Origin of the sequence: Jonquetella anthropi DSM 22815 (assembly GCF_000237805.1) — a bacterium.
GTDB classification, from domain to species: Bacteria; Synergistota; Synergistia; order Synergistales; family Dethiosulfovibrionaceae; genus Jonquetella; species Jonquetella anthropi.
The window spans coordinates 748,360-762,242 of the sequence record NZ_CM001376.1 but is presented as its reverse complement, the minus strand read 5'-3'; the positions used below and the strand labels follow the sequence as shown (position 1 = coordinate 762,242).

Genomic DNA, 13,883 nt, shown 5'->3' with positions numbered 1-13,883 from the left:
TCAGACGATGAACATCGCGTCTCCAAAAGAGAAAAACCGATACCCTTTCGCTACCGCTTCGCGGTACGCCGCCATCACCGGCTCGTACCCGCCGAACGCCGAAACGAGCATCATCAGCGTGCTGCCGGGAAGGTGAAAGTTTGTAATCAGCCCGTCGACCACCTGATAGTGAAATCCAGGATAGATGAACAGCTGGGTCTCAAACCATCGGTCATCGACCTTCCCGGTGCTCCAGAGCCCTTCGAGAGTACGAACGACCGTCGTGCCCACGGCGATCACTCGTCGGCCGGTAGACTTGGCGGCGCGGATCGCTTCAAGCGTTGCTGCAGGCACCCGACAGCGCTCGGAGTGCATCACGTGCCGGCGGATGTCCGGCTCACTCACCGGCCGAAACGTCCCCAGCCCCACTTCCAGCGTCACGTCGAGGATTTGAACGCCTTTCTCTCTGATAGCGGCCAACAGACCCTCGGTGAAATGAAGCCCCGCCGTCGGAGCGGCGGCTGAGTTTGCGTCCTTGGCATAGACGGTCTGGTAGTCGTCGTTTTTCGACTCCCGGCTGGTAATGTACGGCGGCAGGGGCATTTGGCCGTGAAGATCGCACCAAGCTTTCACGTCCAATCCTTCAGAAAACGTAACGAGCCTCACCCCGTCGTCGGAGATCGACGGGCCGACCACGGCGATGGCGCCCTGCAGGTCAACTTCCGTTCCGGGCGGCAGTCGGCGACCGGGGCGAACGAGCGCCTGCCACGTGTTCTCTTTTTCCTGCCTGAGCAGCAGGACTTCTACCTCCGCCGTGCCGGAAATCTTTCGTCCGGTCAGACGTCCCGCAAGCACTCTCGTGTCGTTGCGGACGAGAAGGTCATCCGGCCGCAGGAGGTCAAGCAAGTCGCGAAAAACTTTATGCCCTACTCGTCCGGTCCGGCGGTCAAGCGTCATCAGACGGCAGCTGTCCCGAGGACTGACGGGTACTTGGGCTATCTGCTCCTGAGGCAGATCGTACTGATACGTCTGAACGCTGAAAAAGTCCGGCTCGTGGGGCGTCTCTTCCGCAGGCCGGCATTCCAATCCCGCTTTTTCAGCGCTCATCGGCGTTCCACCTTCGTTCCGGGGAAGAAAAAGGCCAAAATCCGCTCCGCATTCCAGCCCCGATCGGCCATGGCCTTCGCTTCCCACTGGGATAAGCCAACGCCGTGCCCGTTGCCCCGCCCGGCGAAGACGAACCCGCCGTCGTGGGCCGTAAACGTTTCCGCCGCCGTCGGCAGCGGCTGGTCGGCAGGCGTCACAGGCGTCTGCCCAAGGGCTTTTTTCAGGTAAAACGATTTGCGCTCCGGATGAAGCAGGACGTCGATCAGCTCATCGGTGGTAAACGCCCCCTGATCCAGCAGCGTCTTCCACTGGCTTCGCTCGTCGCCTGTCAGAGGACGGTTCTCAGAACTCTCAGAGCTTGAAGCCCCTTGGTCGGGCAGCTTCTGTCTGATGATGTTCTGAATCTGCTGGTCCACATCCTCCTCGCCTGAGCTGGGCCGAGATAAGGCTGTCTCGGTTTGGGGCTTGGCGGCGCTTCCGGAGGCAAGAACCTTCGGCAGGTTGCCGTCCGGCGAGAAGAACGTGCTCCGAAGGACTGTCGGGCCAATGATGTTCCTGAACTTGTTCGACGATATTGTTACGCTTCCTAGCGTCCCGTCAAGCCGCAGAAGCGTCGGCCGGCCGGCCTTGTCCCTGGCGATGATCGACAGGCGCTTCACCGGCCCGATTTTCATACCCTGTTGGGCGCAGGCGGCAGCAATCTGCGCCGACGTGAGCCGAACCGTCCAAGACGCGTGGCGTGACTCGGTCGGGAATGGGTCAACGACCGTCTGAAGGTACGGAACGTACCCGCCCCAGACGTCCTGAGAGCTGGCAGTCGCTCCACCGCTGTCGGAGTGAAAATACGTCTGAGCCAGCTCGCCGCCATAGGTCAGGACTTCTCCTTTCGTCGAGGCGACGACCTGATCGACCCTCGGATCGGCAGCGCTCAGACCGCCGTAAACCTGGCTGGTTGGCGTGTCGCACAGGTCAAAGCCGAGAGAGGCAAACCGTCCTTGACTGCGCAGAGCAAACGTTCGGGAAATGATCGCTTGGGCGCGCAGGGCCTCTTTGGACCAGTCGGGATTAACCTCCATTTTCAGGACGCCGCGCAGGTACTGCTCCACGTCCAGCACGTTGACGACCGACAGTCCGCCGCCGGCGGCCACGAACTGCATCGTTCCAAGGTACCGCCGGCCTTTGTAGGACAACGGGGAGGCCGACTTTACCGTCACCGGCGGCATCATTTTTTTGCCGTTTACCGTCAGCTTGCCGGAGCGAAAGACCGCGGTGGCCGAGCTGCCTAAAGAGACCGTGTGCCCTTTGGTGTCGGAGGCGGTTAAGGACGAGCCGCCAACGACTGCCTGACTTTGCCGGACCGCTAGGCCGACGCGAATCGGCGACGCGAACGCCGCAAGAGAACTGCAAACCAGCAGGAAAACTGCTACAACGCTACTCCAAGTCAAGAAGACGCTGCGCTTCATCGTTTTCCGGCTGCGGAACGGGAAGTCCAAGATATTCATACGCTTTTTCAGTCGCCTTTCGACCTCTGGGGGTCCGCTCTATCATTCCCTGCTGTATCAAATACGGCTCGTAGATGTCCTCAATCGTCTGCGGTTCCTCGTTCAAAGCCGCCGCAATCGTCGAAAGCCCTACCGGCCCGCCGGAGAACAGTTCGACGACCGTCGTTATAATTCGCCGATCTCCCGCGTTAAAGCCCCGGTCGTCCAAGCCCAGCATATCCATCGCTTGGGAGACCAGCGCCTCGTCGATCTGCGCTTGCCCGGTCACGTCAGCCACATCGCGGACGCGGCGAAGAAGCCGCAGTGCGACCCGGGGCGTGCCTCGGCTCCGTCTGGCTATGGCCCGAAGGCCCTCTGAGGACGCGGACACGTTTAAGAGCCCAGCGCCTCGTTGAAGAATTTGGCACAGTTCCAACTCGTCGTACAGCCGAAGCTGCTCGACAATGCCGAACCGGGCGCGCAGCGGCGAGCTGAGCAGCCCCAGCCGAGTCGTCGCCCCAACTAAGGTGAACTTCGGCATAGGAACGGTGACGTTGCGGGCCAGAGGCCCCTTGCCGACGATCAAGTGAATGCTGAAGTCCTCCATCGCCGAGTAAAGAACCTCTTCGGTGCTGATGGACATGCGGTGAATCTCGTCGATAAACAGAACGTCGCCGTCCTGAAGGCTTGTCAGGATGGCGGCCAAGTCGCCGGGTTTTTCCAAGGCTGGCCCGGTGGTCACCCGCAGCGAACCGCCCATTTCGTGGGCGATAATCCCGGAAAGCGTCGTCTTGCCCAGCCCGGGAGGGCCGTAGAAGAGCGTGTGATCCAGCGGCTCACCGCGAAGCCGGGCCGCCTGCATGTAAATGGAGAGCTTTTCTTTGATCTCGCTCTGGCCGTTAAACTCGGCGAGCGTTAACGGCCGCAGCCCGCCCTCTTCGTCGCCGGCTGGCAGCCCAGTCTCAAATTCAGCAGGATCGGCCATTTGCTTCACCTCGTCTCAATAGGCTTGAGAAGCCGCAAGCAGTTGAAGATCGCCTCTTCAGTGCTGGCCGGTTCGCCGCGTTCCTGACAGAGCTGCTGATATGCCCGCACGGACGACGCGTGGTCAAACCCAAGGCTTTCAAGCGCTTCGATCACCTCGTCGCTGTGCTGCAGTTTGGCTGTCAAGTCCGCTGATGACCACTCGGACGATCCGGCGATTTTCTCCGACAGCTCAAAACAAATTCGTTCGGCGGTTTTCTTCCCGATTCCCGGCACGGCGGTTAGAGTTTTGGAGTCGCCTGCAGCTACCGCGGCGATCGTTTCCTGAGCTGAAAGGCTTTGCAGGACGGTCATAGCCAGCTTTCCGCCGACGCCTTTAACCGTTGTGAGTAGTTCAAACGCCTGCCGTTCCGCCGCGTCGGCGAAGCCGAACAAGCTCATGCCCGCGTCGGAAACTTGAAGATACGTTTGAAGGAACACGCTCTCCCCGACGCGGCAAAGACCAAACGCCTTGCGGGTCAGCTGGACCTGAAATCCCAGCCCGCCGCACTCCACGACGGCGGATGATCCTTCCAAAAGAATGACCGTTCCTCTCAAGCTGGCCAGCACAGCTCTCAGCCCCTTTCGCTCATCAGCTTTCGCCCGTACAGCGCCAGTCCCGCCATGGAAATTGCCAGGGCGTCCGCGGCGTCATCAGGCCGGGGAATTTCTTTCAATCCCAGAAGAATCCGCACCATTTCCTGAACCTGCCGTTTTTCGGCGTTGCCGTCGCCGCAAACAGTCAGCTTTGCTTCAGACGGTTTAGGCTCCACCACGTCAAGACCGAACTGGGCGGCCAATAGCAAGACAACGCCACGAGCCTGCCATACAGCCTCAGCGGTGGTCCTGTTGTGCCCAAAATAAAGCCGTTCGACGGCCATAAAATGAGGGGAGCAGCGTTCAATCTGCTCCCTCAGCTGGTCATATAGGATCTTCAAGCGCTCGGGCAGAGTTCTGTCCGGCTTTGTTTCTATGCAGCCACAGCTTTCAGCGCGGAGTTCGCCCCCGCGCTGAACAACTGCTCCATACCCCATCCGGCCAATTCCCGGATCAACGCCCAAACAGCAGAGCGGATCACTCCTCCGCATCAAGCGCTTCTTGAACGTCGTCGGGGAATTCGTAGTTGGCGTACACGTCCTGCACGTCGTCGTGGCCCTCAAGCAGGTCGATCAGCTTCATCAGCTTGCGGGCTTTGTTGACCTCTGAGATGGTGACGGTGGTCTTCGGTACCAGCGGCTGCTCGGCTTCAGTGACGTTGTAGCCGGCTTTTTTCAGCGACTCGGCCACGTCGGATAGTGAAGCAGGATCAGTAGTGACGAGCGCGCTGTCCTCCTCGACCTCAACGTCATCAGCCCCGGCCTCAAGGGCGGCGTTCAGCAGCTCGTCCTCGTCCACTTTGCCCTCAATGGTGATCTGGCCTTTTCTGTCGAACATCCACATCACACTGCCGGACGTTCCCATCGTGCCGCCGTTGTGTTCCAACATGGCACGGATTTCCGGGGTCGTTCTGTTCCGGTTATCGGTCAGAACGCTCACGACAAGGGCGACGCCCTCGACGCCGTAGCCCTCGTAGGTCAGCTCTTCGTACATCGCCCCTTCAATTTCGCCGGTACCGCGCTGAATCGCCCGGTCGATGTTGCTGGCCGGTACGCTGGCAGCCTTCGCCCGGTCGATGGCGGCCTTCAGCCGAACGTTCATCGCCGGGTCTCCGCCGCCGTCCTTGGCCGCGATGATAATCGCTTTGACGAGCTTCTGGAACAGGTTCCCGCGCTTTGCGTCCTGAGCAGCTTTACGGTGCTTGATATTAGCCCACTTTGAATGTCCCGACATTCTAATCACCCCATAAAATATATGCCCTTACAGCCGAGAAGAGCTCCTTATCGGCAGTCCGGTTCTACAGTCTAAAAGGCGGCACAAACGCGGCCGGCAAGCGGCGCTTGTGTTCTGAGCCGTTCCGCTTTCGCTCAATGCTCCGATAGGTCGTTTCGTCCAGCTCCCGACCTTCGAGAAACGCGTCGATCTGGCTGTACGTCAGCCCCATCTCGCTCTCGTCGGTCTGACCGGCCCTCAGCCCCGCGCTGGGCGGCTTTTCGACCACCGGCGTCGGCACGCCGAGCGAACGGGCCAAAAGGCGCACTTCCCGTTTAGAAAAGCCTGCCAGCGGCATGAAATCGCAGCCGCTGTCCCCGAACTTGGTGAAGTACCCGGTCACCAGCTCCGCGGCGTTGCTGTTGCCGCACACAAGATACCCCCGCGACTGCGCCAGAGCGTACAGAGACGTCATCCGAAGGCGCGGTTTGATGTTGCTCCGTGCTAGGCCGTCCACGCCGCCGGCGGCGCAAAGCGCGCGGTGCAGCGATTCCTCCGCTTCCGTCAGGTCGATGACTGCCAGCCGCAGACCGAATGCCTGGGCTACCAGCCGAGCGTCCCGCTCATCGGCAGGCTGAGAACCGCACGGCATTGCCACGGCCAAGACCCGGTCGGCTCCAAGGGCGCGAACGAGCAGCCCGGCGGACGTGGCCGAGTCTAGGCCACCAGAAAGGCCGAGGACGGCTCCTGAGGCGCCGGCGCTATTGATTTGAGAGCAAATCCAATCTGAAATCAGACGAATCATCTGTCCAGTATCATGCAGGTCAGGCATTCCCGTTCGCCTCCTCTCCGACAACTTTGTATTTTACCATAACAGCACTCTTGATACGGTTTCCGGACCTTCCATCCTTGACGTTTCAGTCCCACCATTGAAAAGCTCCCGCAGGCGCGCGGGAGCTCAATGAGAATGTCTGTCAGGCACTAAACTTTTTAGCGTTTCGATCAGGTTCTCGACCCGACAGCGGGCGACGACTTGCCCGCCTCGAAATACGATCATCCCAGCAGCGGAGCCGGCCACGCCCAAGTCAGCGCAGCTCGCCTCCCGTGGTCCGTTGACCTCGCAGCCCATGACAGCCAGCGTGAACCCGTCGGGCAGTGACTTCACGAACTCTTCCAGCTGCGGGACAATGCCCGCTGTGTCGAGTTGTTTTCTCCCGCAGGTCGGGCAGGACACAAGACGCCCGCCCCGCTGGCGCAGCCCTAAACCTCGAAGGATGGACCAAGCGACGTCGGCTTCGTCCTCTGGAGCTTGGGACAACGAGACGCGTATCGTGTCGCCGATGCCGGACAGAAGGATGGCGCCGATGCCGCAGGCGCTCTTAACCGTGCCGTCAATTCCCCATCCTGCCTCAGTAATGCCGACATGAAACGGCCACTCGCCATATCGGTTAAACAAAAGGGCGTTTGCTCGGACGGCCTCTTGAAGGTTCGACGACTTCGCGGAGATAATCAAGTCTTCAAAACCGCACGAGAGCAGCATTTCAACCTGCTCCCCGACAGCCGCTGCCAGCGCCGCCGCGCGGTCACCTCCCGCGTCGGCCAGCTGTTTGGCGTTCAATGAACCGCCGTTGGCGCCGATACGGATCACCGTTCCGCGCTCTTTAGCCATGCACACGAACCGGGCAAGATGAGCCGGGCTGCCCATATTCCCCGGGTTAATGCGCACCGCTGGCAGACCGGCCTGGACGGCGGACTCCGCCAGCACCGGGGCAAAGTGGATATCGGCCATCAGAGGCAGCGGGGAAAGTTGGTTCAGCTGTTCAAGCAAAGGAAGGCTTTGTCGGTTTGGAAAAGCCACCCGAACGAGTTCGCACCCATGCGACGCCAAAGACTTGAGCTGCTCCAAACACCCCGAAAGGTCTGACAGCGGTTTGGACAGCATGGACTCCACCCGCACAGGAGATGAGCCTCCTATGGTCAATCCTTCAATCGTCACAGTTCTCCGGCTCATCGTTTTGCCCCTGAGATCAAGCCGACGACGTCGTGCCAAGTCACGGCCAAAATAAAAATCATCAGGACGACAAAGCCGGCAAAGTGAACCCGCCGCTCTATCTGCTCGGACACCGGGCGTCCTTGAATCATTTCGATCACCGCGAAAAACGCTCTGCCGCCGTCGAGAGCGGGAAACGGGAGCAAATTGACTATTCCCAAGTTAAGGCTGATGACGGCAAGAAACGACAAAAGGGCCAGAGCCCCCGACCGGGCCGCGTCGCCAGCCATCACGGCAATCCCAACTGGGCCGGCAACTTGGGCGGTAGAAGGGTGGGCAATCATACCTCCCAGCTCTTTAATCATGAGAAACGACAGGCGAAACGTGAAGGCAAAACCGTCGACAAAAGACTCCCCGATGCCCGGCCGACGCTTGGCCGGCTGAATCCCCACGAGCGGGGGATCGGAAGGATTCTTCGCCGCCTGAGCGGTCATCCTGACGTTAAAGGTCCCGCCGTTTCGCCGAACGGCAAAGGTAATTGGCCTAGATGAACCTTCCCGTCGAATGGCACTGACAAGAGACTCCCAGTCCGTTGTGTTCTGACCGTTCACCGAAAGGACTTCATCTCCCGGAAGCAGCCCCGCTTTCTCGGCCGGATAGCCGGGCATAACGGCTCCAACCGCCGATCGAGACAGGTCGTACACGCCGCCGAAGTACATCACAGAAGCCGCGACGACCGCGGCCAACAGGAGATTGGCCGCCGGACCTGCCAAGACGACGAAAAGTTTTTGATACGGTTTTTTCCCGTCAAAGCGAGCCGTTTGGGGCACGTCCTCGTCTTCCTCGTCGCCCATGCCGGCCATTCGGACAAACCCGCCAAGCGGCAAAAGACGCCACGACCAGACCGCATGCCACCTTTGTCTCTGACAGACCACCGGTCCCATGCCGAAAGCGAACTCGTGAACCTTGATGCCGACTGCCCGAGCCGCCCCGTAATGTCCTAATTCGTGCAAGACGACGCAGACGAACAGCACGACCAGAAACCAGAAAACCGTCAATAGCTCCACCTCTTCAAATTTCCTGCGGCCGCCTTCTGGGCAGCCGCCCCGGCGCTGGCATACAGCGCCAGCCGATCGTCAAGGGACTCGAGACTCGCCGGGCCGTCGTAAGACGCCAAAGTCTCCCCCAACACCTGAGCGATCCGGTTAAACCCAATTTGTCCTGCCAAAAATGCGTCGACGGCCGTCTGATCGCCCGCCAAGACGATCAGGGGCCAAACGCCGCCGCGACGGGCTGCGTCAAGACAAAGAAACAGTCCCGGATAGCGTTCCGGCTCCGGCAGGCTGAACGTAAGGGACTGCCCGCCAAGGCCTATTGGCGCCAGATCGGGAATTCGGTTTTTCGGCCGGTCGGGATACATCAAACAGTTCATCGCCGACTGGCGCATATTCGGCGTTCCGGCAAGCAGTTTGAGGACCCCGTCGGCGAACTGCACGCCGCCGTGGACAAACGAGCCGGGCAGGATGACCGGCGAAACGCGTTCCGACGGCAAACCGAACAGGTATGAAGCCTCGATCACTTCAATGCCCTTGTTAATCATCGTCGCGCTGTCGACGCTGATCTTGGCACCCATCGACCATACGGGATGACTGACTGCCTCTTGGGGCGTGATGGAACCAAAAGAGCTCAAATCCCGCCGCAGAAACGGGCCGCCGGAGGCAGTCAGCCAAATTTTTTTGACATCTGAACTTTTTTCGCCTTTCAGGCACTGCCAGACCGCGTTGTGCTCGCTGTCCAGCGGCCTCAGCTGGCAGGCCAAGCACGGCCCGGAGATCGACGGCCCCAAGAGGACGGCAGATTCTTTGTTGGCCAGCGAGACAGTCTTTCCCAGCTTCAACGCCCGGTCAAGCAGGCGAACCGCGCTGACCCCGCTGGACGCTATCACCAGATGATCAACCGCGTTGCTCACGAAGAGATCTTCCATTTCGCGGCCGACCGCGCTCAGCTTCAGTGACGGATCCGCGCCGTCTCCGTTAGCAGCAGCCAGGGCGGCAAAACGGAACTCTTTTCCAAGAGCGGCCAGCTTCTCTCCGCCGTGGCCGGCTCCCAAGACTGTCAAGCGGAAGCGTTCCGGATAGGCCCGGCATACGTCCACCACAGCCGTGCCGACGCTTCCCGTACAGCCGATGACACCAACCTTTTGGACGGTCACAGAAGATAGCCCCAGATAAGCGTCGTGACCGCGCCGCTCAGCAGAATACTGTCAAACCGGTCAAGGAACCCGCCGTGTCCCGGCAGAAGATTTCCGCTGTCTTTGACGCCCATCTCGCGCTTGATCAGCGATTCTACTAGGTCGCCAAACTGCCCTAGCGTCCCGCAGACCACTCCAATGATGACAAATGGCAGCGGCTGAACTTTAAGGAAGAACGCGCACAGCGCGCTGCACAGCACGCTGGCCAGGGCGCCGCCGATGAAGCCTTCGGTCGACTTGTGAGGGCTGACTGAACAAACCGGGTGATGCGCGCCCCATCGGCTGCCGATCAGGTAGGCGAACACGTCGCAGCTCCACGTGCACAAAAAAAGCGTCAAGGTGGCAATGTGTCCGTATGGCGTCGCCCGCAGGCCGATCATCAGGCTCCATGGGATAACCACGTAGACAAGGCCCATAAGAATGACGCCGCAGCTGTCGGCTCCAGAACTCTCACCGGTGAACTCGCGCTTGATCAGCTCGATGAGAAACGTGACAAATACTGACAGGACAAGGGCAAAGACAACCATTCCCCAGTTCGGACGGTACGCGGTCAGCAGGATATAGCAGGCCGCCGCGATGCCGACAATCACAGGGAACGTATGCTGATTCCGCATCAGCGAGTAAAACTCCCAAAGTGACGCCAGAGCTATGAGCATACAGAGCAGCTGCCACCACGGGCCGCCAAGGAATAGCCCCCCCAGCAAAACGCCCACAAGGATAGCCCCTGTGCAGGCGCGGTAAATCAAGTTTGTGCTAAACGACTGTCCCATATCGTCGATCCCTCTCAGCAAAGGCGCTCAGCGCTTTCTGAAACTCCTGCGGCGTAAAGTCAGGCCACAGGACGTCGGTAAAGTAGAACTCGCTGTAACTGCACTGCCACAGCAGGAAGTTGCTCAGCCTCATTTCGCCGGACGTCCGAATGACGAGATCGGGATCCGGCACGTCCGGAAGGTAGAGGAACCTTTTCATGTCCTCTTCCGTCCGTATCTCACAACCGGCCTTTTGGGCCGCTTGGACAGCGTCGATTATTTCCTGACGGCCGCCGTAGTTGAAGCAGACGATCAAATCCATTTCAGCGCCGCCTGCCGTCTCGGCCTCACACCAACTGATCAGGCTCTGCAGATCCGAAGAAAGGTTATCACGCCGGCCTGCAAAACGAACCCGCAGCCCTTCGGCCGCCATCGCACGGATCTTCCGCTTCGCGTAAAACGCGAAAAGCTTCATCAGTCCGTTGACTTCCTGTTGGGGACGATTCCAGTTTTCAGTTGAAAAAGCGTAAACCGATAGGTATCGGATACCCGACCCTTTCATCGACCGGACGAGCCTCTCCAGAGCCCCGACTCCGGCCCTGTGTCCGAGAAGCCGCGGAAGATGCCGCCGTTTTGCCCAGCGCCCGTTGCCGTCCATGATGACGGCCACGTGAGCCGGCTTACGGGAACCAATCATGAGCCACCCCCAACTTCGTCAAGCCGTTTTTTCACGTTTTGAATGTCCTGCCACGTCAAATATTTGGGGCTGCCAACGCTTCGGCTGTCCTCCCTCAGCAGGTAGCTGGGGTGAAACATCGGCATGAGATCAACGCCTCGCCAGCTAAACCACTGCCCCCGCAGCTTGGTAATTCCCATGCTGCTGTGCAGAAACCACTTGGTCGGCGTGTTCCCCATCGACACGATGACCTTCGGCTGAAGCAGGATCAACTGGGCTTCCAGCCAGTCCTGACAGGCCAAAACCTCTTCTATTTGGGGCGTTCTGTTCTTGGGAGGACGGCACTTCACCACATTAGTAATCCATGAACGGGAACGGTCTATGCCGGCGGCTTGAAGAATCTGGCTCAACAGCTGTCCGGCCCGGCCGACAAACGGACGGCCCTGCTCGTCCTCGTCAGCGCCAGGACCTTCGCCGACGATCATCAAGCCATTTTCCCCACTGCCTTCACCGGGGACGGTCGAGTGACGGGTTTCGCACAGACCGCAGCGAGAACAGCCTCCCACTTCCTGATTCAGCTGCCGCAGGAGGTCCATGCGCCGCTCCAGAGACAACACACTACCTGCCTGTTCCGGAGTCGCCATCAGTCACCACCTCCTTAACTGCCACGTTGACCTTTGAAACCGACGTGCCGGTCAATTGTTCAACCGCCACGCGGATACGCAGCGTCAGGTCAGAGACTACTTCCCGAATTGACCGATCGCCGACTGACACTTTCACTGAAAGGGAGATCGCCAAGTTCTCGTCGCCTTTAATTTTCAGGTCCTCGCAGGAGACGACCTGCTTTGTCCCGGCGATCACGTGACTGACGATCTGACGGTGCACCGCCGGCGCAATCCGCAGCGTGCCAAAGAAGCTGAACGGCGGGCGGACAATCGTCTTCTCGTCGGTCTCTTCGCCGCCAAACAGGCTGCGCAGGTGACCGACAAGCCGGCCGGTGAAGTTCTTTCGGATCTGAGTCGTCGCCGCTGGAATGACGTGGCGTTTGTTCTGCTTGCGCTCGAAAAGGGCCTGCTTGATCTCGTCAGGCGTCGCCACCTGATCAATAGAAATCGACTCAGCCGGCTGAGGCAGCCCCAGCACAGTACAGATGTCCGAAGCCATGCCGGTCGACGTGGCAAGAACCATGACCCGACACGGCGCGTGCATCGCGAGGCATGCCCGAACCTCCCGACGGTGTTCGGGAAAATGAAACATCGCCCGCCGGATGGCCCGAACCATGTTCTCCTCGGTTTTCGCGCTCCGCCCAGCGAGTATGCGCCCACGGGAAATCACAAGGCCGTCGTCCACAATGAGATCGACGGCCTTGTCCTGGGCAAGCGTCTGAACTCTCATGCTTTTCCCCGTCCCAGCGGGACCATAAAAAGCGATGACTTCAAAACGCCCTTTAAGGGGTTCAAACCGCGGTTTTGCCATTTAGGGCCTACACCCCTTCTGTGTCTTGGACCTCCTCAACGGCCACGCGAGCTCCGAGCCCGGCCAGATGGCGTTCAAAGTCCTCATAGCCGCGCAGAATATGGCAGAGCCCGTGAATCGACGTCGTCCCGTCGGCAGCAAGTCCGGCCAACGTCAGGGCGGCTCCGGCGCGAAGGTCAGTCGCCTTCACAGCTGAGCCGTTCAGACAGGCAACCCCGCTGATGATCGCCGAATTACCCTGAACCTCAATGTCCGCTCCCATGCGTTTGAGCTCGGGAACGTGAAGGAACCGGGACTCGAAAATGCTCTCCTTGACGATACTCGTCCCGGATGCCAATGACAGGGCAGCAACCATCTGAGGCTGAATGTCCGTTGGGAAGCCCGGATAAGGCAACGTGGAGACAGAGACAGACCTGAAGCTCTTCCGAGACGGAAAGACTGTTACCTTCGTCTCCGCCCTCTCGTAGGACACATGAGCTTCTTCGAGTTTCGCCAAGAGGGAGTCAAAATGCTGGGGAACGACGTTATCAACCGTCACATGGCCATCCGTGATGACGCCGGCCAGAAGATACGTTCCAGCGGCGATGCGGTCCGGGATGATAGTTACTTCGCCGGAGTGAAGCTCCGAACAGCCGTGAATATGAATAATGCCGGTCCCGACGCCGGTAATCTTAGCCCCCATCGCTTGGAGAGACGCCGCCAAGTTGACGATTTCAGGCTCCCGCGCCGCGTTTTCGATAATCGTCTCGCCCTGCGCCAGAGTAGCCGCCATCAGGAGGTTTTCAGTGGCTCCGACCGAGGGGAAGTCGAGATATATCCGCCCGCCGCGAAGGCATTTGCTCTCGGCGTGAACGGCACCGTGACGGAGTTCCACTGACGCGCCCATCTTGGCGAGCCCTTTGAGATGCAAATCCATCGGGCGGGTTCCAATGGCGCAGCCGCCGGGAAGCGGCATAACCGCTCGGCCTTCCCGGGCAAGCAGCGGGCCGAGGACCAAAGACGACGCCCTCATCTTTTGGACAAGCGTCACCGGCAACTCCTGCCCAAGATCGCCGCAGCGCTTTGCCACAACAGTTCCATCAGAAAAAGTCACTGACAGCCCCATGCTTTGGAGCAAAGTGACGAGCGTTTCTGTATCCATTAACCGGGGCACGTTGTGCACGGTCAGAGTCTGGCCCCCACCCAAAAGAATAGCCGAGGCCAACACAGGAAGGGCCGCGTTTTTCGCACCCTGAACGGCAACAGTCCCGTTCAGCGGAACCCCGCCGGTAACTTTCAAAACTCTTTTTGGCGCCAAAATACTCCACTCCTTGCCGTCGTGCAGGATTGGGAATGGAATCAA

General features: G+C 59.7%; 15 protein-coding genes. All 15 read right to left on the bottom strand.

Annotation, left to right across the window (positions count from 1 at the left end; translation table 11 throughout):
• Nucleotides 1–1,086, bottom strand: a complete 1,086-nt coding sequence (gene queA, locus JONANDRAFT_RS03505; protein WP_008522798.1) for a tRNA preQ1(34) S-adenosylmethionine ribosyltransferase-isomerase QueA — start codon at nt 1,084–1,086, stop codon at nt 1–3.
• Nucleotides 1,083–2,549: a SpoIID/LytB domain-containing protein gene (locus tag JONANDRAFT_RS03500; RefSeq protein ID WP_008522797.1), complete on the bottom strand. Its 1,467-nt coding sequence runs from the start codon at nt 2,547–2,549 to the stop codon at nt 1,083–1,085. Before JONANDRAFT_RS03500 ends, queA begins: the two co-directional genes overlap by 4 nt.
• Nucleotides 2,518–3,552: a Holliday junction branch migration DNA helicase RuvB gene (ruvB, locus tag JONANDRAFT_RS03495; RefSeq protein ID WP_008522795.1), complete on the bottom strand. Its 1,035-nt coding sequence runs from the start codon at nt 3,550–3,552 to the stop codon at nt 2,518–2,520. Before ruvB ends, JONANDRAFT_RS03500 begins: the two co-directional genes overlap by 32 nt.
• A 5-nt stretch (nt 3,553–3,557) precedes the next feature.
• A complete protein-coding gene (ruvA, locus tag JONANDRAFT_RS03490) occupies nt 3,558–4,160 on the bottom strand; it encodes a Holliday junction branch migration protein RuvA (RefSeq protein ID WP_008522793.1) in 603 nt (200 codons plus the stop codon).
• A gap of 5 nt (nt 4,161–4,165) precedes the next feature.
• Nucleotides 4,166–4,678 carry a crossover junction endodeoxyribonuclease RuvC gene (gene ruvC / locus JONANDRAFT_RS03485; RefSeq protein WP_008522791.1) on the bottom strand — a complete coding sequence of 171 codons (513 nt, stop codon included), beginning with the start codon at nt 4,676–4,678 and terminating at the stop codon, nt 4,166–4,168.
• Nucleotides 4,665–5,420, bottom strand: a complete 756-nt coding sequence (locus JONANDRAFT_RS03480) for a YebC/PmpR family DNA-binding transcriptional regulator (RefSeq protein WP_008520985.1) — start codon at nt 5,418–5,420, stop codon at nt 4,665–4,667. The genes ruvC and JONANDRAFT_RS03480 overlap by 14 nt, the downstream gene beginning before the upstream one ends.
• A 64-nt stretch (nt 5,421–5,484) precedes the next feature.
• On the bottom strand, nt 5,485–6,231 hold the full coding sequence (gene nadE, locus JONANDRAFT_RS03475) for an NAD(+) synthase (protein WP_008522790.1): 747 nt from the start codon (nt 6,229–6,231) through the stop codon (nt 5,485–5,487).
• A gap of 126 nt (nt 6,232–6,357) precedes the next feature.
• Nucleotides 6,358–7,410 carry a (E)-4-hydroxy-3-methylbut-2-enyl-diphosphate synthase gene (gene ispG, locus JONANDRAFT_RS03470; protein ID WP_008522789.1) on the bottom strand — a complete coding sequence of 351 codons (1,053 nt, stop codon included), beginning with the start codon at nt 7,408–7,410 and terminating at the stop codon, nt 6,358–6,360.
• Nucleotides 7,407–8,456, bottom strand: a complete 1,050-nt coding sequence (gene rseP, locus JONANDRAFT_RS03465; RefSeq protein ID WP_008520979.1) for an RIP metalloprotease RseP — start codon at nt 8,454–8,456, stop codon at nt 7,407–7,409. Before rseP ends, ispG begins: the two co-directional genes overlap by 4 nt.
• Complete coding sequence (locus JONANDRAFT_RS03460; RefSeq protein WP_008520977.1) at nt 8,444–9,601, bottom strand: 1-deoxy-D-xylulose-5-phosphate reductoisomerase; 1,158 nt, start codon at nt 9,599–9,601, stop codon at nt 8,444–8,446. The genes rseP and JONANDRAFT_RS03460 overlap by 13 nt, the downstream gene beginning before the upstream one ends.
• Nucleotides 9,598–10,410 carry a phosphatidate cytidylyltransferase gene (locus JONANDRAFT_RS03455; RefSeq protein WP_008520975.1) on the bottom strand — a complete coding sequence of 271 codons (813 nt, stop codon included), beginning with the start codon at nt 10,408–10,410 and terminating at the stop codon, nt 9,598–9,600. Before JONANDRAFT_RS03455 ends, JONANDRAFT_RS03460 begins: the two co-directional genes overlap by 4 nt.
• Entirely contained in the window at nt 10,394–11,086 is a 693-nt protein-coding gene (uppS, locus tag JONANDRAFT_RS03450) for a polyprenyl diphosphate synthase (RefSeq protein WP_008520974.1), read from the bottom strand. Before uppS ends, JONANDRAFT_RS03455 begins: the two co-directional genes overlap by 17 nt.
• Nucleotides 11,083–11,709 carry a uracil-DNA glycosylase gene (locus JONANDRAFT_RS03445; protein ID WP_008520971.1) on the bottom strand — a complete coding sequence of 209 codons (627 nt, stop codon included), beginning with the start codon at nt 11,707–11,709 and terminating at the stop codon, nt 11,083–11,085. The genes uppS and JONANDRAFT_RS03445 overlap by 4 nt, the downstream gene beginning before the upstream one ends.
• Nucleotides 11,684–12,460, bottom strand: a complete 777-nt coding sequence (locus JONANDRAFT_RS03440) for an Asp23/Gls24 family envelope stress response protein (RefSeq protein ID WP_231286729.1) — start codon at nt 12,458–12,460, stop codon at nt 11,684–11,686. Before JONANDRAFT_RS03440 ends, JONANDRAFT_RS03445 begins: the two co-directional genes overlap by 26 nt.
• Before the next feature lie 88 nt (nt 12,461–12,548).
• A complete protein-coding gene (murA, locus tag JONANDRAFT_RS03435; protein ID WP_008522787.1) occupies nt 12,549–13,838 on the bottom strand; it encodes a UDP-N-acetylglucosamine 1-carboxyvinyltransferase in 1,290 nt (429 codons plus the stop codon).
• Nucleotides 13,839–13,883 lie beyond the last annotated feature (45 nt).

Excerpts from the sequence above, each read along its gene's own strand:
- JONANDRAFT_RS03445 (WP_008520971.1), bottom strand. The coding sequence starts at position 11,709 with ATGGCGACTCCGGAACAGGCAGGTAGTGTGTTGTCTCTGGAGCGGCGC.
- queA (WP_008522798.1), bottom strand. The coding sequence starts at position 1,086 with ATGAGCGCTGAAAAAGCGGGATTGGAATGCCGGCCTGCGGAAGAGACG.
- JONANDRAFT_RS03440 (WP_231286729.1), bottom strand. The coding sequence starts at position 12,460 with ATGAGAGTTCAGACGCTTGCCCAGGACAAGGCCGTCGATCTCATTGTG.
- JONANDRAFT_RS03455 (WP_008520975.1), bottom strand. The coding sequence starts at position 10,410 with ATGGGACAGTCGTTTAGCACAAACTTGATTTACCGCGCCTGCACAGGG.
- JONANDRAFT_RS03500 (WP_008522797.1), bottom strand. The coding sequence starts at position 2,549 with ATGAAGCGCAGCGTCTTCTTGACTTGGAGTAGCGTTGTAGCAGTTTTC.
- nadE (WP_008522790.1), bottom strand. The coding sequence starts at position 6,231 with ATGCCTGACCTGCATGATACTGGACAGATGATTCGTCTGATTTCAGAT.
- ruvC (WP_008522791.1), bottom strand. The coding sequence starts at position 4,678 with ATGCGGAGGAGTGATCCGCTCTGCTGTTTGGGCGTTGATCCGGGAATT.
- uppS (WP_008520974.1), bottom strand. The coding sequence starts at position 11,086 with ATGATTGGTTCCCGTAAGCCGGCTCACGTGGCCGTCATCATGGACGGC.
- JONANDRAFT_RS03480 (WP_008520985.1), bottom strand. The coding sequence starts at position 5,420 with ATGTCGGGACATTCAAAGTGGGCTAATATCAAGCACCGTAAAGCTGCT.
- ruvB (WP_008522795.1), bottom strand. The coding sequence starts at position 3,552 with ATGGCCGATCCTGCTGAATTTGAGACTGGGCTGCCAGCCGGCGACGAA.
- ispG (WP_008522789.1), bottom strand. The coding sequence starts at position 7,410 with ATGAGCCGGAGAACTGTGACGATTGAAGGATTGACCATAGGAGGCTCA.